Annotated in this window: 25 protein-coding genes; 17 read left to right on the plus strand and 8 right to left on the minus strand. The window is 42.2% G+C overall.

The features are described from left to right. Positions 1–164: 164 nt before the first annotated feature. Together glpT and glpQ are read left to right on the plus strand one after the other, a co-directional pair. Positions 165–1,514 carry a glycerol-3-phosphate transporter gene (gene glpT, locus M1F05_RS17885; RefSeq protein WP_206083486.1) on the plus strand — a complete coding sequence of 450 codons (1,350 nt, stop codon included), beginning with the start codon at positions 165–167 and terminating at the stop codon, positions 1,512–1,514. 92 nt (positions 1,515–1,606) lie between these two features. Then, positions 1,607–2,680: a glycerophosphodiester phosphodiesterase gene (gene glpQ / locus M1F05_RS17890; protein WP_206083485.1), complete on the plus strand. Its 1,074-nt coding sequence runs from the start codon at positions 1,607–1,609 to the stop codon at positions 2,678–2,680. Positions 2,681–2,752: 72 nt separating this feature from the next. On the opposite strand, the gene epmA is transcribed toward glpQ, so the two are convergent. After that, positions 2,753–3,730 carry an elongation factor P--(R)-beta-lysine ligase gene (gene epmA / locus M1F05_RS17895; protein WP_206083484.1) on the minus strand — a complete coding sequence of 326 codons (978 nt, stop codon included), beginning with the start codon at positions 3,728–3,730 and terminating at the stop codon, positions 2,753–2,755. Positions 3,731–4,563: 833 nt separating this feature from the next. On the opposite strand from epmA, the gene frdA reads away from it, so the two are divergent. The 5 genes from frdA (at position 4,564) to M1F05_RS17920 (ending at position 8,597) form a co-directional block, all read left to right on the plus strand. Beyond that, positions 4,564–6,360 (plus strand): fumarate reductase (quinol) flavoprotein subunit, encoded by a 1,797-nt coding sequence (frdA, locus tag M1F05_RS17900; protein WP_206083483.1) that lies wholly within the window; start codon positions 4,564–4,566, stop codon positions 6,358–6,360. After that, complete coding sequence (locus tag M1F05_RS17905; RefSeq protein ID WP_004258616.1) at positions 6,353–7,087, plus strand: succinate dehydrogenase/fumarate reductase iron-sulfur subunit; 735 nt, start codon at positions 6,353–6,355, stop codon at positions 7,085–7,087. The genes frdA and M1F05_RS17905 overlap by 8 nt, the downstream gene beginning before the upstream one ends. 14 nt (positions 7,088–7,101) lie before the next feature. Beyond that, on the plus strand, positions 7,102–7,497 hold the full coding sequence (frdC, locus tag M1F05_RS17910) for a fumarate reductase subunit FrdC (RefSeq protein WP_004258617.1): 396 nt from the start codon (positions 7,102–7,104) through the stop codon (positions 7,495–7,497). Positions 7,498–7,512: 15 nt separating this feature from the next. Continuing rightward, entirely contained in the window at positions 7,513–7,866 is a 354-nt protein-coding gene (gene frdD, locus M1F05_RS17915) for a fumarate reductase subunit FrdD (RefSeq protein ID WP_206083482.1), read from the plus strand. Between the two features lie 332 nt (positions 7,867–8,198). Further along, positions 8,199–8,597, plus strand: a complete 399-nt coding sequence (locus M1F05_RS17920) for a hypothetical protein (protein ID WP_206083481.1) — start codon at positions 8,199–8,201, stop codon at positions 8,595–8,597. A 51-nt stretch (positions 8,598–8,648) separates the two neighbouring features. Here M1F05_RS17920 and tetR read toward each other — a convergent pair whose 3' ends face one another. After that, a complete protein-coding gene (gene tetR, locus M1F05_RS17925) occupies positions 8,649–9,248 on the minus strand; it encodes a tetracycline resistance transcriptional repressor TetR (protein ID WP_206083480.1) in 600 nt (199 codons plus the stop codon). Positions 9,249–9,328: 80 nt separating this feature from the next. Here tetR and tet point away from each other — a divergent pair, with 80 nt between their 5' ends. The 5 genes from tet to M1F05_RS17950 all read left to right on the plus strand — a co-directional run bounded on the left by tet (position 9,329) and on the right by M1F05_RS17950 (position 15,843). Then, entirely contained in the window at positions 9,329–10,531 is a 1,203-nt protein-coding gene (gene tet, locus M1F05_RS17930) for a Tet(A)/Tet(B)/Tet(C) family tetracycline efflux MFS transporter (RefSeq protein ID WP_206083479.1), read from the plus strand. Between the two features lie 79 nt (positions 10,532–10,610). Beyond that, the gene (locus tag M1F05_RS17935) at positions 10,611–11,192 is read left to right on the plus strand and encodes a TetR/AcrR family transcriptional regulator (protein WP_206083478.1); all 582 of its coding nucleotides are present in this window, start codon (positions 10,611–10,613) and stop codon (positions 11,190–11,192) included. Positions 11,193–11,433: 241 nt separating this feature from the next. Then, a complete protein-coding gene (locus M1F05_RS17940) occupies positions 11,434–13,575 on the plus strand; it encodes a TonB-dependent siderophore receptor (protein ID WP_206083477.1) in 2,142 nt (713 codons plus the stop codon). 19 nt (positions 13,576–13,594) lie between these two features. After that, a complete protein-coding gene (locus tag M1F05_RS17945) occupies positions 13,595–14,728 on the plus strand; it encodes an ABC transporter substrate-binding protein (RefSeq protein ID WP_206083476.1) in 1,134 nt (377 codons plus the stop codon). 14 nt (positions 14,729–14,742) lie between these two features. After that, complete coding sequence (locus M1F05_RS17950; protein ID WP_206083475.1) at positions 14,743–15,843, plus strand: hypothetical protein; 1,101 nt, start codon at positions 14,743–14,745, stop codon at positions 15,841–15,843. Positions 15,844–15,918: 75 nt separating this feature from the next. Here the strand turns inward: M1F05_RS17950 and M1F05_RS17955 are convergent, their stop codons facing one another. Further along, positions 15,919–17,103: an MFS transporter gene (locus M1F05_RS17955; protein WP_206083474.1), complete on the minus strand. Its 1,185-nt coding sequence runs from the start codon at positions 17,101–17,103 to the stop codon at positions 15,919–15,921. A gap of 57 nt (positions 17,104–17,160) precedes the next feature. Beyond that, complete coding sequence (locus M1F05_RS17960; RefSeq protein ID WP_206083473.1) at positions 17,161–17,937, minus strand: hypothetical protein; 777 nt, start codon at positions 17,935–17,937, stop codon at positions 17,161–17,163. A 188-nt stretch (positions 17,938–18,125) separates the two neighbouring features. Between M1F05_RS17960 and M1F05_RS17965 the strand changes: the two genes are divergently transcribed. Then, a complete protein-coding gene (locus M1F05_RS17965; RefSeq protein ID WP_206083472.1) occupies positions 18,126–18,335 on the plus strand; it encodes a helix-turn-helix domain-containing protein in 210 nt (69 codons plus the stop codon). Between the two features lie 110 nt (positions 18,336–18,445). Here M1F05_RS17965 and sugE read toward each other — a convergent pair whose 3' ends face one another. Further along, positions 18,446–18,760 carry a quaternary ammonium compound efflux SMR transporter SugE gene (gene sugE, locus M1F05_RS17970; RefSeq protein ID WP_206083471.1) on the minus strand — a complete coding sequence of 105 codons (315 nt, stop codon included), beginning with the start codon at positions 18,758–18,760 and terminating at the stop codon, positions 18,446–18,448. A 267-nt stretch (positions 18,761–19,027) separates the two neighbouring features. On the opposite strand from sugE, the gene M1F05_RS17975 reads away from it, so the two are divergent. From M1F05_RS17975 to M1F05_RS17985, 3 genes are all read left to right on the plus strand, one after another. Then, positions 19,028–19,936, plus strand: a complete 909-nt coding sequence (locus tag M1F05_RS17975; protein WP_206083470.1) for an EamA family transporter — start codon at positions 19,028–19,030, stop codon at positions 19,934–19,936. Between the two features lie 341 nt (positions 19,937–20,277). Further along, positions 20,278–22,371: a pyruvate/proton symporter CstA gene (cstA, locus tag M1F05_RS17980; protein ID WP_206083469.1), complete on the plus strand. Its 2,094-nt coding sequence runs from the start codon at positions 20,278–20,280 to the stop codon at positions 22,369–22,371. 199 nt (positions 22,372–22,570) lie between these two features. After that, a complete protein-coding gene (locus tag M1F05_RS17985) occupies positions 22,571–22,768 on the plus strand; it encodes a YbdD/YjiX family protein (protein ID WP_206083468.1) in 198 nt (65 codons plus the stop codon). A gap of 78 nt (positions 22,769–22,846) precedes the next feature. On the opposite strand, the gene efp is transcribed toward M1F05_RS17985, so the two are convergent. Next, complete coding sequence (gene efp / locus M1F05_RS17990; RefSeq protein ID WP_004258667.1) at positions 22,847–23,413, minus strand: elongation factor P; 567 nt, start codon at positions 23,411–23,413, stop codon at positions 22,847–22,849. A 43-nt stretch (positions 23,414–23,456) separates the two neighbouring features. Between efp and epmB the strand changes: the two genes are divergently transcribed. After that, positions 23,457–24,485: an EF-P beta-lysylation protein EpmB gene (gene epmB / locus M1F05_RS17995; RefSeq protein WP_206083467.1), complete on the plus strand. Its 1,029-nt coding sequence runs from the start codon at positions 23,457–23,459 to the stop codon at positions 24,483–24,485. Positions 24,486–24,532: 47 nt separating this feature from the next. Here the strand turns inward: epmB and M1F05_RS18000 are convergent, their stop codons facing one another. Next, positions 24,533–24,877, minus strand: coding sequence for a DUF4156 domain-containing protein (locus tag M1F05_RS18000; RefSeq protein WP_047756639.1), 345 nt, complete (start codon positions 24,875–24,877; stop codon positions 24,533–24,535). A 413-nt stretch (positions 24,878–25,290) separates the two neighbouring features. After that, on the minus strand, positions 25,291–26,934 hold the full coding sequence (groL, locus tag M1F05_RS18005; protein WP_206083466.1) for a chaperonin GroEL: 1,644 nt from the start codon (positions 26,932–26,934) through the stop codon (positions 25,291–25,293). Between the last annotated feature and the right edge of the window lie 16 nt (positions 26,935–26,950).

Here is a 26,950-nt window from a genome sequence, read left to right on the forward strand (position 1 = left end):
TTGTTTTTTAATGACTACAATTTAGAGCAATTAAGAAAATAAAAGCTCTTAAATTACTCGATTGTTTTCGTTTTTGTTACTTCACCAATAATAAACACTCAATCTTTCTCAGCACCGAGAGCGATCAAGTGTAAATAAATATTAGCATGCCATCGGAGGCGTATATGTTAAGCATTTTTAAACCAGCACCTCATATAGAGAGGCTGCCAGCTGATAAGATAGACCCCGTCTATCGTAAGCTTCGTTGGCAGATCTTCATGGGTATTTTCTTTGGTTACGCAGCGTATTATCTCGTCCGAAAGAACTTTGCCTTAGCAATGCCATACCTTGTTGAGCAAGGGTTTTCTAAAGGTGACTTAGGTTTCGCCTTATCAGGAATTTCAATTGCTTACGGTTTTTCTAAATTTATCATGGGGTCATTCTCTGACCGCGCGAACCCTCGTTACTTCCTACCTGCTGGTTTGATACTAGCCTCCGCAGTGATGTTGATCATGGGCTTCGTGCCATGGGCGACATCGAGCATAATGGTAATGTTCGTATTACTGTTCCTTTGTGGTTGGTTCCAAGGTATGGGTTGGCCTCCTTGTGGACGTACCATGGTTCACTGGTGGTCACAAAAAGAACGTGGTGGTATCGTTTCGGTTTGGAACTGTGCACACAACGTCGGTGGTGGTATCCCGCCATTACTATTCATGTTAGGTATGGCATGGTTTAACGACTGGAAAGCCGCACTGTATATGCCTGCATTGGCTGCTATCCTCGTTGCAATCATTGCATTTGCGTTAATGCGCGATACCCCGCAATCTTGTGGTCTTCCTCCAATTGAAGAGTACAAAAACGACTATCCAACAGACTATAAAGCATCTGATGAACAAGAGTTGACTGCAAAAGAAATCTTCATGAAGTATGTTTTCCCGAACAAACTGTTATGGATGATTGCGATTGCTAACGTATTCGTATACTTATTACGTTATGGTGTTCTTGACTGGTCACCAACTTATCTGCGTGAAGTGAAACACTTCGCAATGGATAAATCTTCATGGGCTTACTTCTTATATGAATACGCTGGTATCCCAGGCACACTATTATGTGGTTGGATGTCGGATAAAGTGTTCCGCGGTAACCGTGGCGCAACAGGTGTATTCTTCATGGTTCTTGTCACCATCGCGACTATCGTGTTCTGGATGAACCCAGCAGGTAACCCAAATATCGATATGGCCTGTATGTTAATCATCGGTTTCTTAATCTATGGCCCTGTCATGCTAATTGGCTTGCACGCCCTTGAACTTGCACCGAAAAAAGCAGCAGGTACTGCGGCTGGCTTTACGGGTCTATTCGGCTACCTCGGTGGTTCAGTAGCTGCAAGTGCTATCGTTGGTTATACCGTTGACTACTTCGGTTGGGACGGTGGTTTCGCTGTGATGATTGGTGGTTCAGCCCTTGCTGTTGTTCTGCTGTTTATCGTTATGATTAGCGAAAGCAAACACAAACGCGAATTAGCGAACTCTCAATAAACATTTCGTTTATGAATAAACGCTAAACCTGAGGGCTATATCATAATGATATAGCCTTTTTTTTATCCAAAAAGTGCCAAGGAGATATAATCATGAGCTTTCCATTAAAAACGTTGGTGGCAAGTATGGTTTTAGTGATGTCAGTGTCCGCAGCCGCGCAAGCGACAAACAAAGTGGTCATTGCCCATCGTGGTGCAAGTGGTTACTTACCTGAACACACCTTACCCGCTAAAGCGATGGCTTATGCACAAGGTGCAGATTTTCTAGAACAAGATTTAGTGATGACGAAAGATAATGAGCTGGTTGTGCTACATGACCATTATCTTGACCGCGTAACAGATGTGGCTGAGCGATTCCCCGATCGCGCACGAAAAGATGGCCGTTATTATGCGATTGACTTTACGCTGCCAGAAATTAAATCCCTGAAGTTCACAGAAGGGTTCGATATTGTTGATGGTAAGAAAGTCCAAAGCTATCCGAACCGTTTCCCTATGGGTAAATCTGATTTCCGTGTTCACACCTTCCAAGAAGAAATTGAGTTTGTTCAAGGCTTGAACAAATCAACGGGCAAAAATATTGGTATTTATCCAGAAATTAAAGCGCCTTGGTTCCACCAGCAAGAAGGCAAAGATATTACCAAGAAAACCCTAGAGGTGTTAAAAGCGTATGGTTACACAGATAAAGACTCGAATGTTTATCTGCAATCTTTTGATCCCAATGATCTAAAACGCATCAAAAACACATTAATGCCTGAAATGGGGATGAACCTTAAATTAGTTCAATTGATTGCCTATACCGATTGGGAAGAAACACAAGAGAAAAAACCGGATGGAACATGGGTAAACTATAATTACGATTGGATGATGAAACCAGGTGCGATGAAAGAAATTGCAACTTATGCAGATGGTATTGGCCCTGATTATCATATGTTAATTAATGAAGATTCCACTCCAAATAATATCAAAGTGAATGGTATGGTAAAAGAAGCCCACGAAAACAACATGGCGGTTCACCCATTCACTATTCGTGTCGATAAACTACCTAAATATGCCAAAGATGGGCAACAGCTTTATGACATCATATACAATCAGGCCGATGTTGATGGTGCCTTTACCGACTTCCCTGATCTAGGGGTTAAGTTCTTAGAGCAACAGAAGCAGAAATAATCGCTTCCGTGCCAAAAACAATAATGCAGCCATTTGGCTGCATTATATAACGATCTATAAGCTTGATAAGCGTTATGCAATCGTGACAGGAAAAGCAATCACATCACTGATCCTTTCAGCATTTAACGCAATCATAATCAAGCGATCAACCCCGACAGCAACACCCGAGCAATCAGGCAATCCATGTTCTAATGCCGCTAATAAATGTTCATCAATCGGTTGAACAGATAGCCCCATCGCTGCACGCTTACGGTTATCTTGTTCAAAACGTTGGCGCTGTTCGCTCGCATCCGTCAATTCATGGAAGCCATTAGCCAACTCCATACCTTTATAATACACTTCAAAACGTTCTGCGACGCGATGGTCTTCAGTGCTAATCACCGCTAAAGAAGCTTGAGTGGCAGGGAAGTGATACACAACAGCGGGCTTTTCTTTACCAATATGTGGCTCAACTCCCATCGTAAACAGCAGCTGTAAAAGCGTATCTTTATCTTCTTCATGAGCAGCTATATTGCTTAAATCAAGGCGTGCCGCCACTTCGCGCAGTTCACTTTTTTCTGCGGATAACGGGTCGATATCTAAATGGCGTAAAAAAGCCTGTTGGTAGGAAAGAAGCTCTGCACTTTCACATTCCAGCACTTGTTGCAATAAGTCATCCACCTCATTAATTAAGCGATACATATCAAAGTGTGGGCGATACCACTCCAGCATCGTAAATTCTGGATTGTGGTGCCTACCCGCTTCTTCATTACGAAAGCTTTTGCCAAGCTGATATATCGGCCCACTGCCAGCAGCAAGTAAGCGTTTCATATGGTATTCAGGACTGGTCATCAAGTAAAGATTGATGCCTTGCGCAGCGCCTGGGCCCACAAAACGTGTTTCAAATGGCACTAGGTGAAAGTCAGTCACAGTAGCCTGACTCATTGCGGGGGTTTCGACCTCTAGTACACAGCGATCAGTAAAAAAACGTCTGATTTCAGCAATAATTTTTGCACGCTGTAACAGGTTAGCGATGGGGGCGGTTGGCTGCCAATTCGCTATATCACTCATTAAGATGACTCCAAAATAAACTTAGTCGTGCAGTGTACTCACCTCTCGGACGACGCACAATGCATTCGTATGCTTAAAAGCACATTTATCTAGTGCAAAACACCATCAAGAAATAATCAGGCTTCTTCATACTAAGGGTGAGTAAAGATGGCATGATTATCCTCGGCTTTACTCGATTAAGCAAACCTTTACAGATAACGGGGCTTTTACCTAAAAATAACGTCGTAAGGTCATGTTAAACGTCTGGGTTTATGCGAGGGAAAACATGATTATTACTTATATTATGTGACAAAGCTGTTAACAAAAAAATGAAACAATTCGCTTTCTCAATACGTTAAAATAGAGAAATTAAAAAATAAAAAAGTGTATTTAAATAAAGAGTGAAGCAAGTCCCAATTTAATATTCGAGATGAATTAAAATCTTCACAGCAAATAACAGTATTATCCTCTTACTTTGAATAAAATCCGACTAGTTTACTTGGTTTTTAATCCTGCCTTTTTATGTAAAAATAATGATAATCATTTGAAATTTCTTTTTATTCATTCTTAACACGCTAAAAATACTCTCATTGTAAAAACATTTTATAAAAAGATGACCCACCTCACATTTCGTGGGTAAATTCACCCAAAACCCCCCTCTATATCAAATTTATCTCTTGGACTATTCGTTATAATTCACAGCACGATAAGTCATTATTAGCTATTATATTATTTACTATTAAAAAAGAGAGATTTGACAATTTGACATTAGGTTGAATTGAAAATGACCTAGCTAATTATCAAAAGTATTTAAAAGAATTTATCAATTTACACTTGAACAATGGAGAAGCGCAGTGCAAACCTTCAATGCCGATTTAGCGATTATCGGGGCCGGGGGCGCAGGCTTACGTGCAGCGATTGCTGCCGCTGAAGCAAATCCCAATATCAAGATTGCTCTGGTCTCAAAAGTATACCCAATGCGTAGCCACACCGTGGCAGCAGAGGGAGGATCAGCCGCAGTTACTCAGGCTCATGACTCCTATGACTATCATTTTAATGATACTGTCGCAGGTGGGGATTGGCTGTGTGAGCAAGATGTCGTCGATTATTTCGTCGAACATTGCCCAACAGAGATGACCCAACTCGAATTATGGGGTTGCCCGTGGAGCCGTAAACCAGATGGTTCAGTTAACGTTCGCCGCTTCGGTGGGATGAAAATTGAGCGCACATGGTTCGCTGCCGATAAAACCGGCTTCCACATGCTCCATACACTCTTCCAGACATCATTAAAATACCCTCAAATTCAACGTTTTGATGAGCATTTTGTTCTCGATATCATTGTTGATGAAGGTCAAGCTCGTGGACTCGTTGCACTTAACATGATGGAAGGTACGAAAGTTCAAATTCGTGCAAATGCGATCGTGATGGCGACGGGTGGTGCAGGCCGTGTTTATCGTTATAACACCAATGGTGGTATTGTAACTGGTGATGGTATGGGTATGGCATTCCGCCATGGCGTACCACTGCGCGATATGGAATTTGTTCAATATCACCCAACTGGATTACCAGGTTCAGGTATCTTAATGACCGAAGGTTGTCGTGGTGAAGGTGGTATTCTGGTTAACAAAGATGGCTACCGTTACCTGCAAGACTACGGAATGGGCCCTGAGACACCACTTGGTAAACCAGAAAACAAGTATATGGAACTCGGTCCTCGTGACAAAGTTTCTCAAGCTTTCTGGCACGAATGGCGTGCAGGACGCACCATTAGCACACACCGTGGTGATGTTGTGTATCTGGATCTTCGCCATCTGGGGGCAGAAAAACTCCATGAGCGTTTACCGTTCATTTGTGAATTAGCGAAAGCTTACGTGGGCGTTGACCCAGTAACAGACCCAATTCCTGTCCGCCCAACCGCTCACTACACCATGGGTGGTATCGAAACAGATCAACGCACTGAAACACGCATTAAAGGCCTATTTGCAGTGGGTGAGTGTTCTTCTGTTGGCTTGCACGGTGCAAACCGTTTAGGTTCTAACTCACTGGCAGAACTGGTGGTATTTGGTCGTTTAGCGGGTGAAGAAGCTGCACGCCATGCCGCCGAAGCAACCCCTGCAAATGCCAGCGCCATTGAAGCACGTACCCGCGATATCGAAAATGACCTGCAAAAACTCATGAACCAGAAAGGGAAAGAGAGCTGGTCGAAAATTCGCGATGAAATGGGTATTTCAATGGAAGAAGGTTGCGGTATCTACCGTACACCTGAGTTAATGCAAAAAACCGTTGATAAGATTGCCGAACTGAAAGAACGCTTTAAACACGTCGAAATTACTGACCATAGCAGCGTCTTTAACACTGACCTACTGTATACCATTGAATTAGGCTTTGGCCTTGATGTGGCGGAATGTATGGCTCACTCTGCAATTAACCGAAAAGAATCACGTGGTGCTCACCAACGTCTGGACGAAGGCTGCACTGAGCGTGATGATGTGAATTTCCTTAAACATACTTTGGCATTCTATAACCCAGAGGGCTCCCCTCGTTTAGAATACAGTGATGTGAAAATCACGAAATCTCAGCCAGCTAAACGTGTTTACGGTGCCGAAGCTGAAGCTCAAGATAAGGCAAAGAAGGAGCAAGCTAATGGATGATATGAAACACCTAAAAATGGAGATCATGCGTTACAATCCGGAAACGGATAGTGAGCCCCATTTGGTGACGTATGATGTCCCTTACGACGAGCAAACTTCTTTGTTAGATGCATTAGGCTATATCAAAGATAACCTCGCTCCAGACCTGTCTTACCGTTGGTCTTGTCGTATGGCGATTTGTGGTTCTTGCGGTATGATGGTCGATAAAGTGCCTAAACTGGCGTGTAAAACATTCCTGCGTGAATACCCGCAAGGTATGAAAGTTGAGCCATTAGGTAACTTCCCAATCGAGCGCGACCTTGTTGTCGATATGACCCACTTTATTGAGCGTTTAGAAGCCATCAAACCGTACATCATCGGTAATGATCGTAAACCTTCTGAGGGTCCAAACAAACAAACGCCTGCACAGATGGCCAAATACCATCAGTTCTCAGGCTGTATCAACTGTGGTCTGTGCTATGCAGCTTGCCCACAGTTTGGACTGAACCCAGAGTTCATCGGCCCAGCAGCAATCACATTGGCAGAGCGCTACAATTTAGATAACCGAGACCATGGTGCGAAAGAGCGCATGACCTTATTAAATGGTGACAATGGTGTCTGGAGCTGTACGTTTGTAGGCTACTGTTCTGAAGTCTGTCCTAAGCATGTCGACCCTGCTGGCGCTATTCAGCAAGGAAAAGTTGCCAGCGCGCAAGACTTTGTTATCGCCATGCTGAAGCCACGATAAGGAGAATTGAAGTCATGACTACAAAACGTAAACCCTATGTCAGAGAAATGAAGGGCGACTGGTGGCAAAAGCTGGGTTTCTACCGCTTTTACATCATGCGTGAAAGCACCTCAGTCCTTCAGGTCTGGTTCAGTATTTTAGTCCTGTATGGGGTATTTGCGCTAAAAAGCGGTCCTGAATCATGGGCTGGCTTTGTTGGGTTCTTAAGTAACCCAATCATTCTTATCATTAACATTATTACACTGGCTGCTACATTGCTGCACACCACAACGTGGTTCAACCTTGCACCAAAGGCCGTCAGTATTATTGTGAAAGATAAGAAAATGTCTGATGAGCCTATCGTTAAAGGCTTCTGGGCTCTCACGATTGTTGTTACCGCAGCAATCTTAGCTATCGCATTGTTATTTTAATCTAAGGAGAATCTGATGAATCTAACGCCTAAACGTTCCGATGAGCCGATTTTCTGGGGATTATTTGGTGCAGGTGGTATGTGGAGCGCCGTAATTGGCCCTGCTATCATCATTCTGTTAGGAATTTTAATTCCACTGGGTGTTGCACCAGAAATGCTGAGCTATGAGCGTATTATGGCATTTAGCCAAAGCTTTATCGGCCGTGTTTTCTTATTACTGATGATTATCCTGCCAGTTTGGTGTGGTATGCACCGTATCCACCACACACTGCACGATTTTAAAATCCATGTCCCAGCGACAAAATGGGTTTTCTATGGTGGGTCTGCAATCATTAGTGTTATTGCCCTGATTGGTGTATTTACCTTGTAATCACGCAATAATCTAAAAACGAACCAATACCCCATACGTGAAAACGATGGGGTATTTTTTATGGCTAGGAAATTAAAGTTTAATCATGAAATTTAATAGAAAATAACCCTTAAACTACGCAAAAATAGATATTACCTGTTCTAAAATAGTGTTTATTTTAATTCAGACTAACCTTAGTTGTTATAAAAAATCGGCTTGTTATGATAAGTAAAGGATAATAAAAACTTAATTTATCCAATTTAAATCAATAAGTTAAACTAATCATATTTACTTAAACAAGTTAGAGACTAACCGTCTCTATTTTTATATCACTCATGGTAAGAGAAAATAAAATGAAATTTAAAGGATTATTTATTTCGCTGTTTCTTTCTGGAGTCATAATATTACCCGCCCATGCCAATTCGTTTTCTACGGGAAATGAAAGTGCTAATGAAATGCCAACCGAAAAAGATTTCTATAATGAATGTGTCAGCACAAACACCTACAGTTATTTGCCCATGGCAGGGGAAGCACAATCTTCAGTAGATAAAAAACGGGCAAAGCAACAAGCGGCTGTTGAGAAAAAATGTAAGTGTGTTGCACCACTTGAGTATAAATTGTTCTATGAGTTAGTGGGTAATGACCCTGAAGCATTCGCAAAAAGAATGCAAGCAGACCAACAATTGGCGATGCAAACGGCACAAAAAGCAGTCGATAGAAAACGCCAAATAGATAAGCAATGCTCTAAATAGTTTTCCCCAGTTTAAGGTATGGCTCTACATTTATTTGCCATACCTTAACACTTAAGGTTTAAGGCCTTGAATTAACGCATCTAAACCAAATAAAAATGCGTCAGTTCCATCATCATTATCCATAATTTGGATAGCAGATTGTAACAATGGAGGCATTACATTCTCATCGTTCTGTTCTCTCTCTCCCTGTGCAGCACGATGTTCTTGCTGCTCAAGTACGCTTCCCAATGTAAAATGCCCCACTGCACTAATCGCATACAAACCCGTTTTTAATGAAAAGCCGTTATCCACCATAAATTGCAGCTGGGTTTCTACCGTGAAATATTGCTCCGCACTAGGCCGAGTCCCTAGATGTACTTTTGCCCCATCTCGGTAGCTCAATAGCGCTCGACGGAAGCTTAACGCATTATTTCGCAAAAATTCCTGCCATGTCTCACTGTCTTTTGGCAATGGGTGGTCATGATGGCGCTTTAGCATTTCAACGGATAATTCATCCAACAAAGCCCGCTTATTTTTCACATGCCAGTACAACGTTGGCTGCTCTACACCAAGCTTTTGAGCTAACTTTCGTGTTGTTACCCCTTCCATCCCCACTTCATTTAGTAAGTCTAATGCAGCGGTAATAATGGTCTCTTTGTTTAATCGCGCCATGAGCATCTCCTTATTTTTTCATTGACACTCTATCACTGATAGGGATATATTCCAAATCTATCACTGATAGAGAAAAAACCATGAATAAATTTGCGATTACCGCGTTAACGATCACCGCCCTTGATGCGATGGGGATCGGGTTGATCATGCCAGTTTTACCAGCCTTACTCCGTGAATATGTCTCCATAGAACACTTGGCAAATCATTACGGCATCTTGTTGGCTTTATATGCCATCATGCAGGTCTTTTTTGCTCCAATACTTGGCAAATGGTCTGATAAATTCGGCCGCAGACCCATCTTGTTGGTCTCCCTTGCAGGGGCAGCGCTGGACTACACTTTGTTGGCTTTATCCAGTTCACTATGGATGCTGTATTTAGGCCGCCTAATTTCAGGGATCACCGGTGCAACAGGTGCGGTCGCCGCTTCTGTTATTGCCGACCATACACTGCCACAACAACGTACCAAGTGGTTTGGTCGTTTAGGGGCTGCGTTTGGCGTGGGTTTAATCGCTGGCCCTGCAATTGGCGGTTTTGCTGGGCAGTTATCTCCTCACTTGCCTTTTGTGATTGCGGCGGTCTTAAATGCATGCTCTTTTGTGGTGATTTGGGTTATTTTTAAAGATCAACGTAAGACCGCCGTACAGGATGATCAGCATGAAGATCAACCGTCGCCAATTCCCTTTATGCAAATAATAAAACCAATCATCCTGCTGCTTTTCGTCTTTTTTATGGCACAGCTCATTGGGCAGATCCCTGCCACTACTTGGGTATTATTTACCGAAAGCCGCTTTCAATGGGGCAGTATGGAAGTCGGATTATCTTTAGCGGGGCTTGGTGTGATGCATGCGTTATTTCAAGCATTCGTTGCAGGGGCAATTGCTAAGAAATTTAATGAAAAAACAACGATTTTACTGGGCTTCATGGTAGATGGCTGCGCATTTTTGATTTTATCACTGCTCACACAAGGCTGGATGATTTACCCAACGCTAATTCTGCTAGCCGGGGGCAGCATCGCCCTTCCTGCACTTCAAGGGCTAATGTCTACGCAAGTGAGCCAAGAAAACCAAGGTAAACTACAAGGTATTCTTGTCAGTTTAACCAATGCCACAGGCGTCGTTGGCCCACTGTTGTTTAGCTTTATTTATGGCCAAACATTATCGTTTTGGGATGGCTGGGTGTGGTTAATTGGGGCGTTAATGTATTTATTTTTGATCATCGCTTATTTACTTTTTCAGCAAAAAGTAACCTATAGAACCAAGAAGGCCATACTTTCAATGGACTAACTTTTAACACATCGCCTTTCAATGCTATGATGCATTATTCCTACTGTTTTTTAGAACAAGACATTAAGAGACAAACCCAATGACACAACCACCTAAGAAGCCAAGAACAAAACCTGCAGAAGAACGGCTTGATGACCTGATGAATGCAGCGGAAGAGCTCTTTCTGTCTAAAGGGTTTGTCAACACAACTGTCAGTGAAATTGTGCGCTCTGCGGATGTGGCGAAAGGGACGTTTTACCACTACTTCCAGTCAAAAAATGACATCATGGAAGCCTTACGCACTCGCTATATGGATTGGTATTTAGGAAATATTGATGACGCGCTCGCCCTGCAAAAAAGTGCGGCGCATAAACTCCAGTCTTGGTGCGAAAACAGTGTCAAATATTACGTTGAAAAACAACAGGTTCATGACATGCTGTTTCATGATGAATATCACGGTCGCAGTAATGACCATGAAACGCGCGCAGTCCTGCAAATCAAAGCAATTTTAACCCTTGGCGAAAAAAACCAAGAATGGTCAGCCCTTCCTCCAGACCTTCTTGCCACCATGATTTACCACTCTATGCATGCCGCCGTGGACAACCTCGCCAATAGCCATGAATATACTCAACAAAATTTAGGCGAAATTTTGTATAAGCGATTTAGCCAACTGATTAAATAAAAAATACAGCGAGTGAATCGCCCAGACGAGCTCGCGTTGTTTTAATCTCACACAAAAAAATATTTCGAACGCTGTCATATTTATTTTTAATATCAATACGATAAATAATTTCTCACTCACCCTACGAATCCCTTTCTTCAATATTAAATGCAAATGATTATTAATTAGATTGACTGATGGTCGGTCGACGATCTATGCTAACGCCATAAAATTTCTCTTTTACTTTATTGGCTAAAATTGCATGCATAAATTTACTCATCGAACCTACACGCTTTCCACCCTAAGTTTATTGGTCTGCGCCCTGATTTGCTCAAATACCGCAAATGCAAAGCCCAAAACAGACGTCTTGGTCGTCACTGCCGCAGAAAACCAAGGCCAAGAACCTATTGGCTATGCCAGTAAAACTCAATCTACTGCCACAAAAAGCTCAGCCACCTTATTGGAAACGCCGCAATTTGTTTCGGTGATTAAACGCGAGCAAATGGATACTTTGCCTTCTGAATCAATCAGCCAAGCCTTACGCTACAGCGCAGGCGTAACCAGTGAAAAATTTGGCGCCTTTGGTGGCGGTATCGATTTTTCAAAAATTCGTGGTTTCGATGCAGATTATTACTTGGATGGATTACGGGTTATCGGCAACAGTGGGATCTGGGGGCCGCAAGTTGATTCATGGACACTCAATAGTATCGAAGCCGTTCATGGGCCGTCATCTGCACTGTATGGTCAAGGAGGAGCTGGGGGGGTTATCAATATGCAATCACGCCGCCCAAGTGCCAATGAATCACATCAAATTCAGTTCCAAAAAGGCAATTTTGATAACAATGCCGTCAAATTTGATACCACTGGAGCCATGAATGACGATGAAACATTGCTATATAGAATGAATGGATTAGCGCTATCAACGGATTCACAAGTGAATTCCTCGAAGCAATCTCGCTACTTACTGGCCCCTTCTATCACATGGCAACCCAATGAAAAACTCAATTGGACAGTCTTAAGCCAATATCAACATGATCCACACATTGGCCACTATAATACCTTGCCTGCTCAAGCAATTGGCTTGCTACCGAACCCAAATGGAAAGCTGGATTTCACTCAAAACTACAGTGACCCCAAACATGAAAAATCCACACGTACACAGTGGTCAGTGACCTCATTAGTTGACTACCAAGTCAGCTCGTCCGTCACACTGAAACAAAATATGCGCTACTCTGATGTAGATACCCACATTAAACGAGACTTCACGCGCGGCTTCTTAGCGGGGGATCGGTTACTCACCGCGGTTTACCAAGATTCACCAAGCAAATCCAAAACCTTTGTTGCTGATAACCAACTGGTTTATAAAGTTAAAACTGGCGATATTCGCCACGAGTTACTCACTGGGTTTGATTTTCAAACTGGAAAGCTGGATAAAGACTGGTGGGGCTCGCAAACCGTCAGTTTCGATCCATGGGTGAAACCTCATCATCCTGAATTTAAACCTTACCCCGTTTCCCGCACATCAACAACCCAACGTTTTGATCGTTATGGGGTTTATCTACAAGACCAACTTAGTTGGCAACAATGGGATTTGATCCTCAGTGGACGCTATGATTGGTCTTATTTAGATACTGATAATAACCTCTCTCACACAACGCAAAAAAATGACACTTCCGCTTGGAGCCAACGCGTTGGGCTAACCTATGCTTTTGAAAATGGCTTTTCGCCATGGATCAGTTTTTCCGATAGCTTTGACCCCGTTTTAGGGACAGATGCGGATGGAAAATCCTTTATCCCAACCGAATCAAAACAAGCCGAAGTGGGGCTTAAATACCAATCGGATAACCTCATGGCAAGCGTTGCAGCGTATGAGTTAGAACAAAAAAATGTCACCACCCATAACCCGCTAAATCCAGATTACTATAATCAAACAGGGAAAATTCGCTCTCGTGGGGTTGATTTTGAAAGCCGTATAGCATTAACACCGTCAGTGAATGTCATGGTGAGCTATGCCTTTACTGATAATAAAATCACCGAAAGCCAAGACCTTTCAGTCTTAAATAAGCACCCTGTTCAAGTCCCTAAACACAGCGGCTCCGCATGGGTTGACTACCGTTTTCACTCCCCTTACCTCGAAGGCGCTTTAGTCGGCGTTGGCGTGCGTTATCTCGGCGAAACATGGGGTGACAACACCAACACATTTAAAGTACCAGCAGTCTGGCTTGGCGATATTAGCGCAAGGTACCAAATGGATGCATTAGCCCCTGAACTCACGGGTATGGAATTGGGGTTAACTGTCAGTAATGTCACCAATAAATCCTACGTTGCCAGCTGTACCAGTTCCACCTATTGCAGTATTGGCACGAATAGAACGTTACTTGCCACACTTAATTACTACTTTTAATTCAATAGGTAAGCAACTTATGGAAAGTTCTAAAAGGAATTTGATTAAGGCAGGGTTAGCAATGGCGACGTTAAGTGCAATGCCTTGCCCAGTTGTCGCAGCCGCAATGCCCAAGGTGACAGACATCCTTGGACGCACTATTGCTTACCCAGAAAATGCACAGAAAATTTATTTGGCTGACCCATCACTGATTTTTCTCTTTGCCACATTGGGAATACCCAATTTTGTGGAGAAACTTGTCGCTGTTCCCAGTAACTTTCGTACTGCTGATTTGCGTAGTTACCAACAATACTGTACGGCGTTTCCTAAGATTGAACAATTACCCCACCTCCCCGCGATCGGCGGGGCGCAAGCTAATTTGGAAACGATTTTGGAGCTCAAACCTGACATTATTTTCACGACAACGGGCACATTTTCGGGTCTACAAGCCAATGGGCTTCTTATGCTTTTACTGCGCGCTAATGTCCCTGTTATTGCCCTTGATATGAGTGTTGACCCACTCACCAATACGCCGAAAAGCATTGCGATTATGGGGAAAGTCTTTGGTTTACAAGAAAGGGCTCATCGCATCAATCGATTTATTAAAACACAACTAGATAATGTAAATACTCGCCTCGCTAATGCAAATCCTATAAGGCCAAAAGTACTCCTTGAGCGTGCAGCAGGTTTTACTGAAGAGTGTTGCTTAGCCTACGGAGACGGAAATTTTGGTCAGTTTCTCTCGTTTGCGGGTGGAGAGAATATTGCTAACCAATACATTCATGGAACATATGGTGTTCTAAACCAAGAGACGATTATTCACACCCAAGCTCAAATGGTGATTGTCACCGGCACCGATTGGAGTGGCTATAACCCGAAAGGCAATTGGGTAGGATTAGGCCCTGGTGCAGATTTACCGCTAGCAAAACAAAGGCTTAAAATTTTAATGCAGCGTAATGCCTTTAAAACATTGCATGCAGTCAAACAGCAGCATGTTCATGCTATTTGGCACACTTTTTACGACAGCCCATTTGGCTTTATTGCCGCTCTAAAATTTGCGACTTGGTTACACCCTAGCATATTCCCTGATCTGGATGTTAATACGGTTTTCAAAGATTTTACTGAACAGTTCTTACCCATCAAGTGGCAAGAAGGCTACTGGGTTTCCCTTTAAAACAGAGGATTATGATGACCACAATTTATTCCCCTGATCCACTACGAACCCAAGTTGAAAAACAAAGCCATGGGCAACGAACCATTATTTACAGCCCTAAAGGCCAGCCGAACTATGTCTTCATCGTACCCCAGTTTGATTTACAAGACATTTCCCCCTCTTTAGGCACTGGTATCCATCCAGCTTTTATCATTCATGAGCGCCCTATTGATGCCTTTTTCTACGCCTGTTACAGCGCAAGTTTGCGAGATGATGAATTAGTTAGCCAACCCAACCAATCACCCGCATGCAATTTAGATTTAGCGCAATTTCAATCATTAGCGCAACAATCAGGTAAAGGCTGCCATATCAGTACTAACGCAGAGTGGAGTGCCATCTCAGCCTTAACTAATCAACACAATAACCTTATTCATGGTAATACGGATTACGGCCGTAATTATTTTAACCATGATGAATTTATTCCACGAATTGACGGGCTAGCGACTGGCGGTTTGCAAGGCACCCCGACAACCCCAACTAATGCACAATGGGAAAGCTGGTACCATAATCACCAACTTTCAGGGATAAGCGATTTGGTCGGTAACCTTTGGGAGTGGCAAACAGGTGCACGCCTAGTCGCGGGAGAAATTCAAATCATAAAAAATAATGATGCCGCTATTCATCTTGATGACGCATTGTTAGATTGGCGAGCTATTGATATGAGTAGTGGTGAGTTAATCCCCCCTAATAGCCCATCAAGTGCAAAATATGATTCACCAATAGCCAAACTTGATGGCAATGCTGGCACCCCGATAATCTCGACACAGATCCATCATTTTAATGGTGAGCCAATGGATTCAGGCTACCCACTGGGCCTGTTAGATAGCCCGTTTCGATTGGTTGGAACGACCGAGGGTGAACAAATTCCGACTTTATTGAAGATATTGGGTCTCGCCCCTTACAAAATTAAACAATCAGATGATCAAATCTATCTGCGTAACTATGGTGAACGCGCCTTAATGCGCGGTGGTGCGTGGTATTCACAACATAGCGCAGGCATTGATGCATTTTGCCTTAGCCATACTCGATTGCATAAAAGTACCACTGTCGGTGCCCGGACTGCATGGGTCTTGTAGCGGTTTTGTTACTCTAAAAAATAGTGCGCATCCCCTCATTCAGCTCATTGAACGAGGGGATGAATGGAGAAAAAGCTAAGTATGAGCGTGCTTTGGTAGTAAATAGGAAATAAAATACGATAACCCACAAACAGCGATAAATGCCCCAACGTAAGCTAAGTGATATTGGCTAAGGTAACTGACAATTAAAGGCGTGATCCCTCCAAGAGAAGCTGAAGCGCCATTATAACCAATGCCTAAAATTGCCGCCTGCCCATTTGACTTACTGATGAGAACTGCTGATAAATTACACAATATCATTGCTGAATAAACAGACATTAGTAGTTGAGCTATTAGTACGAGTAATAAGTTATTCGTTTGCAATATGAGATAAAGCGGTGCAGAACAGAAAACCATTAATATGACGCCAATATTAAAGACCTGCTTAGCTGAGCTGTATTTATCCGTTAGCCAACCACATATTAACATGAGGAGTAAAAGTAAACTTGACGATAAAATTGCGTAATAGTTTTTTATTTCTTCAATCTTTAATTGCTCTATTATCAATGATGTTGATAGGTTTTGAGAATAAAATGTAACAGTTCCAGGAATTGTGAATAAAAACACCCAAAACACATTCTTCCAATTAATTGATTGTTTATCTTTAGAAATCACTTGATAATTTGGAAGATTAAACCTAAACCAAAAACTCATTAAGATATTTGCAACCCCTATGAATAAGGGAATTCGCCAACCTATTGATTGCATCATATCTTCATTCAGCGTATTTTTTAACACCAAAACAATGCCTAAAGAAGCAATAACACCAAGCAAAGAACTACCGACAATAATAGACGAAACTCTTGCTTGCTCTCTAATATGTGCATCTTTAAATAAGTAGGTAATTAAAGACGGATACTCCCCTGCAAAACTAAATGACAAAGCGAGTTGTAATATTAATATAGCAACTGGTGTATAGTTACCTAATAGTTCAATAGGTAATATAGCCATCATTAATGTTGCAATACCTGTAATTAAGCTTGTTAATATTAAGGCAGGTTTTTTCCCAACCGTATCTGCATAGCGCCCTATAATATATCCGCCTAAAGGCCGTATTAAAAAACGCAGTGCAAATATCCCCCAAACCATTTCTGTCGCTTGCTCATAACCTAACTTTGTTAGCTCAGCGCTCAAATAAGTTGATATTGCAGCAAAAACAGCAATATCATAGTATTCGAGTGCATTACCTGCGACGGCACCAAACCTGAATTTCCATTTCATCTTTTTATCCTTATCATCCCTAGAATTTCATACATCAGCTATCTTATACATTGAAAATTAAGGATAATTGACTAAAGTTTCTAAGCAGGCGAGTGTAATTCCATTTTCTTTTAATGCACTAAATAAGCCACTTGAAGAAGCATGAGGGCAAGAAAGTTTCTCTTTAATCCTTTGAATTCGTTTGTGTTCACACACCTCTGAACATCCCTGTGCATAGCTAATTTCCTTTATTTTACAATGAGATAGAAGCATTCTTATTGTAATAATTTCTTTTCGAGTAAAGCGAATATTTCCAAAACGCATATACTGGTGAATATCTAAAATTTCACTTTCTAAGTCATTAATACTGTTCTTACCTTCTATTGGTATATCTAAACGACTTCTTAATGGTAAATAATTTTCATCATTTTGTTTCCATACTCCGTGAGTATAATCAGAAATAATAGGTCGGCATTTATATATTGCCATTATATCTTTTATCGATAACTTTCGTTTAGAATTAATTGACGTAATTTCATATACACTTCCATATTTAGCACAAAAATCCACTTTTAGTTTACACTTATCTGTTCTTAATAAGGTGTTCATATATTCTTTTGAGTAGTTACTCCAATACTGTATCCCTGTCGATAGCCGCTCACCAATCACTTTATCCAAATCCGCATCCCAATACATCAGAACCCAATCATAATTACTCGATGTAGTATAAACCTGCCTATTTAAAATATCTACTTTTGAAAAAGACAAGTCAATATCATTCCAATCAAAATAATTAGAAAAAGTATTTTTTAAACCTGAACATGTTTTTTCCAAGAGTTCACCCTTAACATCCATAATAATTCCTTTTAATATAATTAAATGTTAATAAAAAAAATAATAACCAAGGATATATATCACTATCACAGAATAAAAAACATTCAAAGTATAATTTAATAATAGTATTAAAAAAAGAAAATAAAAAATACAGTAATATTATTCTTAAAACTACCAAGCATTATTCAACTAATAACACTGGAGATATTATGAAACAAGATTGGCACCCAGCTGACATCATTGCGGCAATAAAGAAAAAAGACTCTTCCCTTGCTGAATTATCGCGTTCCGCAGGGCTAAATTCATCAACACTTAACAATGCACTATCAAGGCGTTGGCCAAAGGGAGAAAGAATCATTGCAGAGTTTTTAGGTATGGAACCTGCAGAAATTTGGCCATCTCGTTATAACGAAAAATAACAAAAGAGCCGTTTTCTTTATGCCCAAAAAATATCAAAAAATAAAGCGGGTAACTTTTTCTGTCACCCGCTTATTATTCATTTTTAATTAAATAATACTTGATTTGAAAACTAACTCGATATTTTTAAGCCAATTAGCCCTGTAATAATCAACGCAAGGCTTAATAAACGAAACATATTCGCAGATTCACCAAGGAAAATAATCCCAACAATAGCCGTACCCACAGCACCAATCCCCGTCCAAATTGCATAAGCCGTTCCGACAGGTAAGTCACGCATAGCATAGGCTAATAAGCCCATACTGGCGATAATCGCGACAATTGTAATAATACTAGGTGTTAAGCGTGTAAAGCCATGGGCGTACTTTAACCCTACAGCCCAAACCACTTCGAGTAAACCTGCAAATAAAAGGACGATCCATGCCATGGTCGTTGCTCCCGTATATAACTCGGGGTCGTCCCCATAATTGAATGACGAGATCCAGGTCGTCCTGAATACGTGTGATGTGTACCTCATTATAAACATTCACCAGCACAGACTCAAGCAACGAAAAATAACAAATAAATATAAATTAGCGACCTTTTTTAACCTGTTTATTCTGTTTTTTGCTCATAAGCATCATTGATATCGCACTCCCTCCTTAGCAAGGGTAAAGTAGAAAATCTTATCGAGCCTATCCATCGAGAAATTAGCATGAATTTCAAAGATATATTACTTGCCCTCTGTGTGGTCATTATTTGGGGTGTTAATTTTGTCATTATCAAGCTCGGTGTGACCGCGCTTCCGCCATTACTCCTTGGGGCATTGCGCTTTGTTTTTGTTGCCTTTCCTGCCATTTTTATTTTCAAGCGGCCTAAAATTCCGTTTAAATTGTTATTATTGTATGGGTTAACCATCAGCTTTGGTCAATTTGCCTTTTTATTCTGTGCTATCCGCGTTGGTATGCCTGCGGGGATCACCTCCGTTATTTTGCAATCTCAAGCCTTTTTTACCTTATTACTTGGTGCCATGATTTTAAAGGAAACGCTACAACCAACCCATTTTATTGGCATGTTTATCGCTATCGCAGGATTAACGGTGTTAGCCAATGGTGCGACAGCAGGCGGGTTAGATGATATTCCAATGCTCGGTTTGGCATTCACATTAATTGCTGGTTTATCATGGGCTTGTGGTAATATTACCAACCGAATTATTATGCAAAATCAAGGTGCAGAAAAATGCAGTGCGTTGTCTCTCGTCAGTTGGAGTGCGCTGATCCCCATTATTCCTTTCCTAATTAGTTCGTGGATACTTGAGGGCGAAGATGCCATTGTGGACGGATTAACAGGCTTTGATTGGCCTGTGCTCGGAGTGATTTTGTATTTAGCTTATTTATCCACTTTTGTCGGTTACGGCCTATGGGGTGTACTGCTCGGGCGCTATGAAGCATGGCGTGTTGCACCGTTTTCATTATTAGTGCCAGTGTTCGGTTTAAGCAGCAGTGCATTATTCCTTGGTGAGCATATTAATGGCATACAAGTCGCTGGTTTAATTTTGATCATGTTCGGTCTTATTACGACGCTTTTTGGCAAAAAAATTATCCAACGCTTAAGACACACCTAAGATAACTCATTTGATTACCGAAGGTTTTTAACTTTCGGTAATCAACACTCTCATTCGTTTCCATTTTATTCTCCCACCTCTTTTTTTAGATGAAAATATTGCATTATTAATAAAAATAAGATAAATACCAACACCACTAGCTATTCGCTAGTTCAAAACCAGATAAAATCCAATAAATGATCTTGGATTAGTGATATTCACTGCAATTATCGAATTTATCTAAAATTTCAATTAGGTGTCTCGTTTTAGCTACTTTTTCTTTAACTTAACTATCGCTATATCTTCCTCAGTTTTACTTAAATAAATAACAGATATCATTCATTGAACAGATGGGGATGACTATGGGTAAACAATTTATTTGGATTGTGCTCGCTCTGCTCGGTGCTTTTTCACTCGGTTACATCGCCTTATATCGTGGTGAACAAATAAATGCGCTGTGGATTGTGGTCGCAGCAGTATGTATTTATCTCATTGCGTACCGTTATTATGGGTTGTTTATCGCGAAAAAAGTCCTGCAAGTTGACGAAACACGTATGACACCAGCAATTCGTCATAATGATGGATTAGATTACGTTCCAACAGATAAAAAAGTGTTATTTGGTCACCATTTTGCTGCGATTGCAGGCGCTGGCCCCTTAGTCGGTCCAGTGCTTGCCGCGCAAATGGGTTACCTCCCTGGTATGCTGTGGTTGCTTGCTGGAGTCGTACTCGCAGGCGCCGTACAAGACTTTATGGTGTTGTTTGTTTCGACACGCCGAGATGGACGTTCGCTCGGCGAGTTAGTCAAAGAAGAAATGGGCAATACCGCAGGTGTTCTCGCTTTGATAGCCTGCTTTATGATCATGGTGATCATTTTAGCAGTACTTGCGATGATCGTAGTAAAAGCCTTAACTCACAGTCCATGGGGAACCTACACCGTCGCATTCACTATTCCACTGGCGATTTTTATGGGGATCTATACCCGTTATATTCGCCCAGGGCGCATTGGTGAAGTGTCTATTATTGGGCTGGTGTTCCTTGTTTTCGCTATTATTTCAGGTGGATGGGTTGCCGAAAGTGAAACATGGGCACCGTACTTTGACTATACTGGCGTACAATTAACGTGGATGTTAGTTGGATACGGCTTTGTTGCCGCTGTTTTGCCCGTTTGGTTGCTGCTTGCACCGCGTGATTACCTTTCAACCTTCCTAAAAATCGGGACGATTATTGGTCTCGCTATTGGTATTTTAATTTTAAACCCAAACCTGCAAATGCCATCACTCACGAAATATATTGATGGTACAGGCCCTGTATGGGCAGGAGATTTGTTCCCATTCTTATTTATTACTATTGCCTGTGGTGCTGTTTCTGGCTTCCATGCACTGATTTCTTCGGGTACTACGCCGAAGATGTTAGCGAATGAGAACCAAGCTTGTTTTATCGGCTACGGCGGTATGTTAATGGAGTCATTTGTTGCCATCATGGCGTTAGTCGCAGCGTGTGTGATTGACCCTGGTGTGTATTTCGCCATGAACAGTCCAATGGCAATGTTGGCACCAGCAGGCACCGAAGATGTGGTCGCTTCTGCCGCACAAGTGGTGAGCAGTTGGGGCTTCCAAATCACCCCAGAGCAGCTCAACACCATTGCCAATGAAGTCGGTGAAACCAGTATTATCTCCCGTGCTGGTGGTGCGCCAACGCTTGCTGTTGGGATGGCCTATATTCTGCATGGGGCGCTTGGTGGTCTGATGAATGTGGCGTTCTGGTACCACTTTGCCATCTTATTTGAAGCATTATTTATTTTAACCGCGGTGGATGCAGGAACTCGAGCGGCACGTTTTATGCTACAAGATTTACTGGGAGTGGTGTCTCCATCCTTGAAACGTACTGATTCATTACCTGCCAACTTGATTGCAACGGCATTGTGTGTGCTCGCATGGGGATATTTCCTCCATCAAGGTGTTGTCGACCCACTTGGTGGTATTAATACCTTATGGCCGCTTTTTGGTATCGCAAACCAGATGCTGGCAGGTATGGCGTTAATGCTGTGTGCCGTGGTACTGTTCAAAATGAAGCGCCAAAAATATGCATGGGTTGCCCTTGTCCCAACGGCTTGGTTGCTGATTTGTACTATGACGGCAGGCTGGGAAAAGACCTTCAGTGAAGATGCCCGCGTTGGTTTCTTAGCTGTAGCGAATAAATTCCAAGCGATGATTGATAGTGGCAATATTCCAGTGCAATATACCGAATCTCAGCTTACACAGTTGATTTTCAATAACCGTTTAGATGCAGGCTTAACGATTTTCTTTATGATTGTCGTGGTATTACTGGCTCTATTCTCCATCCGCACTGCGTTGAAGGCGTTAAAATCTGACCAACCAACTGCGAATGAAGTACCATACGAGCCAATGCCTGCCAACTACGAGGAAATCGTGGCAAATACGCGCCATCATTGATTTTCGCGGAAAAGTTTTTCATGTTGCGGGTACACGCTCTTTCTCCAAAATAATTGAAGCTACAACACAAAATACTCTAAATAGTTTGCGTTGTAGCTAGGCGGCAAGCTTGTTAAGCCCTAGGAGCATACACAAAGTATGTGACTAGGGTTAACAAGCGAAGCCAACACCGCTACAACACAAAATATGACGAGGATTTATGTTTGGAAACTTAGGAAAAGCAGCGAGATACCTCGGCCAAGCGGCAAAAATGATGGTCGGCGTTCCCGACTACGACAACTACGTCGCCCATATGCAGCGGACTCACCCCGATCAAACTCCGATGACTTACGAGGAGTTTTTTAAAGAGCGCCAAGATGCACGTTATGGCGGAAAAGGTGGGTTTAAGTGCTGTTAGGCCAGAAAAAGATGCAAAAAAAGCCGTGGCACTCGACCACGGCTTTTTATTTTTAACGATTCCGTATAGGATACGCCGTTATTTTACGCGTGAAACGTATTCGCCTGAGCGAGTATCAACACGGATAACTTCACCGATCTGAACAAACAGAGGAACCTTAACAACTGCGCCAGTGCTCAGTGTTGCAGGTTTTCCACCTGTACCTGCGGTATCACCTTTCAGGCCTGGGTCAGTATCGGTAATTTCTAACTCAACAAAGTTAGGTGGCGTTACCGCGATAGGACGACCGTCCCACAGTGTTAAAATACATTCTGCTTGGTCAACTAACCATTTTGCGTTGTCGCCAACGGTTTTTTCATCCGCGGCTAACTGCTCGAAAGTTTCGTTGTTCATGAAATGCCAGAACTCACCGTCGTTGTACAGGTAAGTTAAGTTCATATCCATGACATCTGCACCTTCAACAGAATCAGTAGATTTAAAGGTTTTTTCCAACAGTTTGTTAGAAATCAGTTTACGGATACGCACACGTGCGAACGCTTGACCTTTACCTGGTTTTACGAATTCGCTTTCTAAAACGACACAAGGCTCGCCATCTAACATGATTTTAAGACCTGAGCGGAATTCATTGGTACTATAAGTAGCCATGGTGATCCTCTAATTTATAAACTAAAAATGGCATAGCCAAAAAATGGTCGATATTGTAACTCAAAATACCTCATCCAGAGAAGTCTGGATACAACAACTTGCTGAAGCAATCACTAATCCTGATGAATTGCTGCAAATACTGAACTTGGAAAATCATCTTGCTTCGCAAGAAGGCCGTGAGGCACGTCAATTATTTCCGTTGCGTGTCCCAATGCCATTTATCTCACGAATGAAAAAAGGCGATCCACTAGACCCGCTGTTATTGCAGGTATTAACCGCAAAAGCCGAGTTTGATGTCCATCCTGGTTTTTCTACCGACCCGCTGGAAGAGCAGGATAATGAGATCCCAAGTTTACTGCATAAATACCACAACCGCGCATTACTGCTCGTTAAAGGTGGCTGTGCAGTGAACTGTCGCTACTGTTTTCGCCGGCATTTTCCTTATGAAGATAACAAAGGAAATAAAAATAACTGGTTGATGGCTGTGGATTATATAAAAAACCACACCGAACTCAATGAAATCATCTTCTCTGGAGGTGATCCATTAATGGCAAAAGACCATGAACTCGATTGGTTGATAAGCCAATTGGAAGAAATTCCCCATATCACCCGTTTGAGAATTCATACACGTTTGCCTGTTGTGATCCCTGAGCGTATCACAGATACCTTGTGCGAAAGACTAGCACGCTCACGCTTACAAGTGGTTATGGTGACGCATATCAACCACGCTAATGAGATAGACAAAGCATTAGCGAACTCAATGCAAAAGCTCAAAAAAGCAGGTGTAACATTATTAAATCAAAGTGTTTTACTGCGACAAGTCAATGATAACGTAACGGCACTGATGAATTTGAGTAATGCCTTATTTGATGTTGGGATCTTACCTTACTACCTACACGTATTGGATAAAGTGCAAGGTGCGGCCCACTTTCTCGTCAGCGATATTGAAGCTCGGCAATTGATACAACAATTATTGAGCAAAGTATCTGGGTATCTCGTGCCTAAACTTGCACGGGAAATTGGAGGAGAACCAAGCAAAACACTGCTCGATCTCAATTTAAGGCAGAGCTAATCAGCAAAACGCCCAAATAATCGGTATTTGGGCGTCGCTAATTCATTTTAGGGGCACTTGTACACTTGGCCAACCATTTTGCTATCTAGTGGGATAAAGCTAGATAACACAGTTTCACTTGGGCTAGTTGCACCGAAGATCACATTTCCGCCCATTTCAGCCGCTTTATTGCGCAAATCATTCGCTGCGCTACGCATTGAGCTGGATTCATTATTTACGCCACTCAACCAGTTGCTTTGTGTCCCTGCAACCTGACCGAGAAGTTGGCAATCACTTCCAGGTTGATTCTCAACAAAACGAACTTGTGAGCCTGCCGCAGTCAAGTTAGTTGACGTCGAACAACCCGCTAATAGCAGTAACGCAGCAGCACCAAGCAAGACTTTAATTCGCATGTTTTCCCTCATTTTTCATTGTGTTTTTGCAGCTGGTTTGAAAAATTATTAGCCCTAATACGGTATATCATAAATCGCTAGGAAGTGCTCCGCATACTGCGTCACAATTGCCACACATCACCAGCCGAATAGAGTCTACCACAAATTAATCAAGAAACTGCCCTATTCTTTGCTAATTCAAACCACTTACCTTACGTTAAATATAACCCGCTAAGCAATGTCGACGCAAAAATAAATCGTGTTTCGCATCAATTGTACATTGATTGGGGATATTAATTATTATCTATAATTAATGGTTCGATATAATTAAAAACCAAAAAAAAACCAGCGCGGCGAGATAACTCCACCGTGCTGGTCTTATTCAGGCTAAGTCACAAATATTCGTGACTAGTGCATGATGTTTGCCAAATGGCTTACATCATGCCGCCCATTCCACCCATGCCGCCCATACCAGCGCCACCTAAGTCAGGTGCATCAGATTTTGGCAGGTCAGTGATCATCGCTTCAGTGGTGATCATCAGGCCAGCAATAGAGGCTGCAAATTGCAGAGCAGAACGCGTGACTTTAGTTGGATCCAAGATACCCATGTCGATCATATCGCCATAAGTGTCAGTTGCTGCGTTGTAACCCTCGTTACCTTTCGCTGCTTTCACGTTGTTAACAACCACAGACGCTTCTTCACCTGCGTTGGTGACGATTTGACGCATTGGCGCTTCCATCGCACGCAGAGCAACACGAATACCAACGTTTTGTTCTTCGTTGTCGCCTCTCAGTGCATCAAGTTTAGCTGCAACGCGAACTAGTGCAGTACCACCACCAGCAACAACGCCTTCTTCAACAGCAGCACGAGTTGCATGCAGAGCATCATCAACGCGAGCACGTTTTTCTTTCATTTCAACTTCAGTTGCTGCACCAACTTTAATTACCGCAACACCGCCAGCTAATTTAGCAACGCGCTCTTGCAGTTTTTCACGGTCGTAATCTGAAGAAGATTCTTCGATTTGTTGACGGATTTGAGCAACACGGCCTGCGATCGCGTCTTCTTCACCGATACCATCAATGATAGTGGTGGTGTCTTTGTTGATCACGATACGTTTAGCTTGACCTAAGTCTTCTAATGTTGCTTTTTCTAACTCCATACCGATCTCTTCAGAGATAACAGTACCGTTAGTCAGAGTTGCGATATCTTGCAGCATTGCTTTACGACGGTCGCCGAAGCCTGGAGCTTTAACCGCTGCCACTTTAACGATACCACGCATGGTGTTAACCACTAAGGTAGCCAGCGCTTCACCTTCAACATCTTCAGCGATGATCAGCAGTGGCTTGCTTGCTTTCGCAACGCCTTCTAATACTGGCAGTAATTCACGGATGTTAGAGACTTTTTTGTCAACTAACAGGATGAATGGGTTTTCTAACTCAACTGCACCAGTTTCTGGTTTGTTGATGAAGTAAGGAGACAGGTAACCGCGGTCAAACTGCATACCTTCAACCACATCCAGCTCATCTTCCAGACCTGTACCTTCTTCAACGGTGATAACGCCTTCTTTGCCGACTTTATCCATTGCTTCTGCGATTAAACGACCAACGGTTTCGTCAGAGTTTGCAGAAATAGTACCCACCTGTGCAATCGCTTTGGTATCTGAACATGGAACAGACAGTGCTTTCAGCTCTTCAACCGCAGCAACAACTGCTTTATCAATACCACGTTTCAGGTCCATTGGGTTCATACCCGCAGCAACCGCTTTTAAACCTTCAGTGATGATAGCTTGTGCTAACACTGTTGCTGTTGTTGTACCGTCACCCGCAGCATCATTTGCTTTAGAGGCAACTTCTTTGACCATCTGAGCACCCATGTTTTCGAATCTATCTTCTAATTCGATTTCACGTGCAACAGAAACACCGTCTTTAGTGATAACAGGTGAGCCAAATGATTTGTCTAAAACAACATTACGGCCTTTAGGACCTAAGGTTACTTTAACTGCGTCTGCCAGAACATTCACACCACGAAGCATTTTCGTACGTGCATCACTACCAAATTTAACGTCTTTAGCTGCCATTATCTCTTTCCTTCAA

The organism is Providencia sp. PROV252 (genome assembly GCF_033676005.1).
Classification (GTDB): Bacteria; Pseudomonadota; Gammaproteobacteria; order Enterobacterales; family Enterobacteriaceae; genus Providencia; species Providencia vermicola.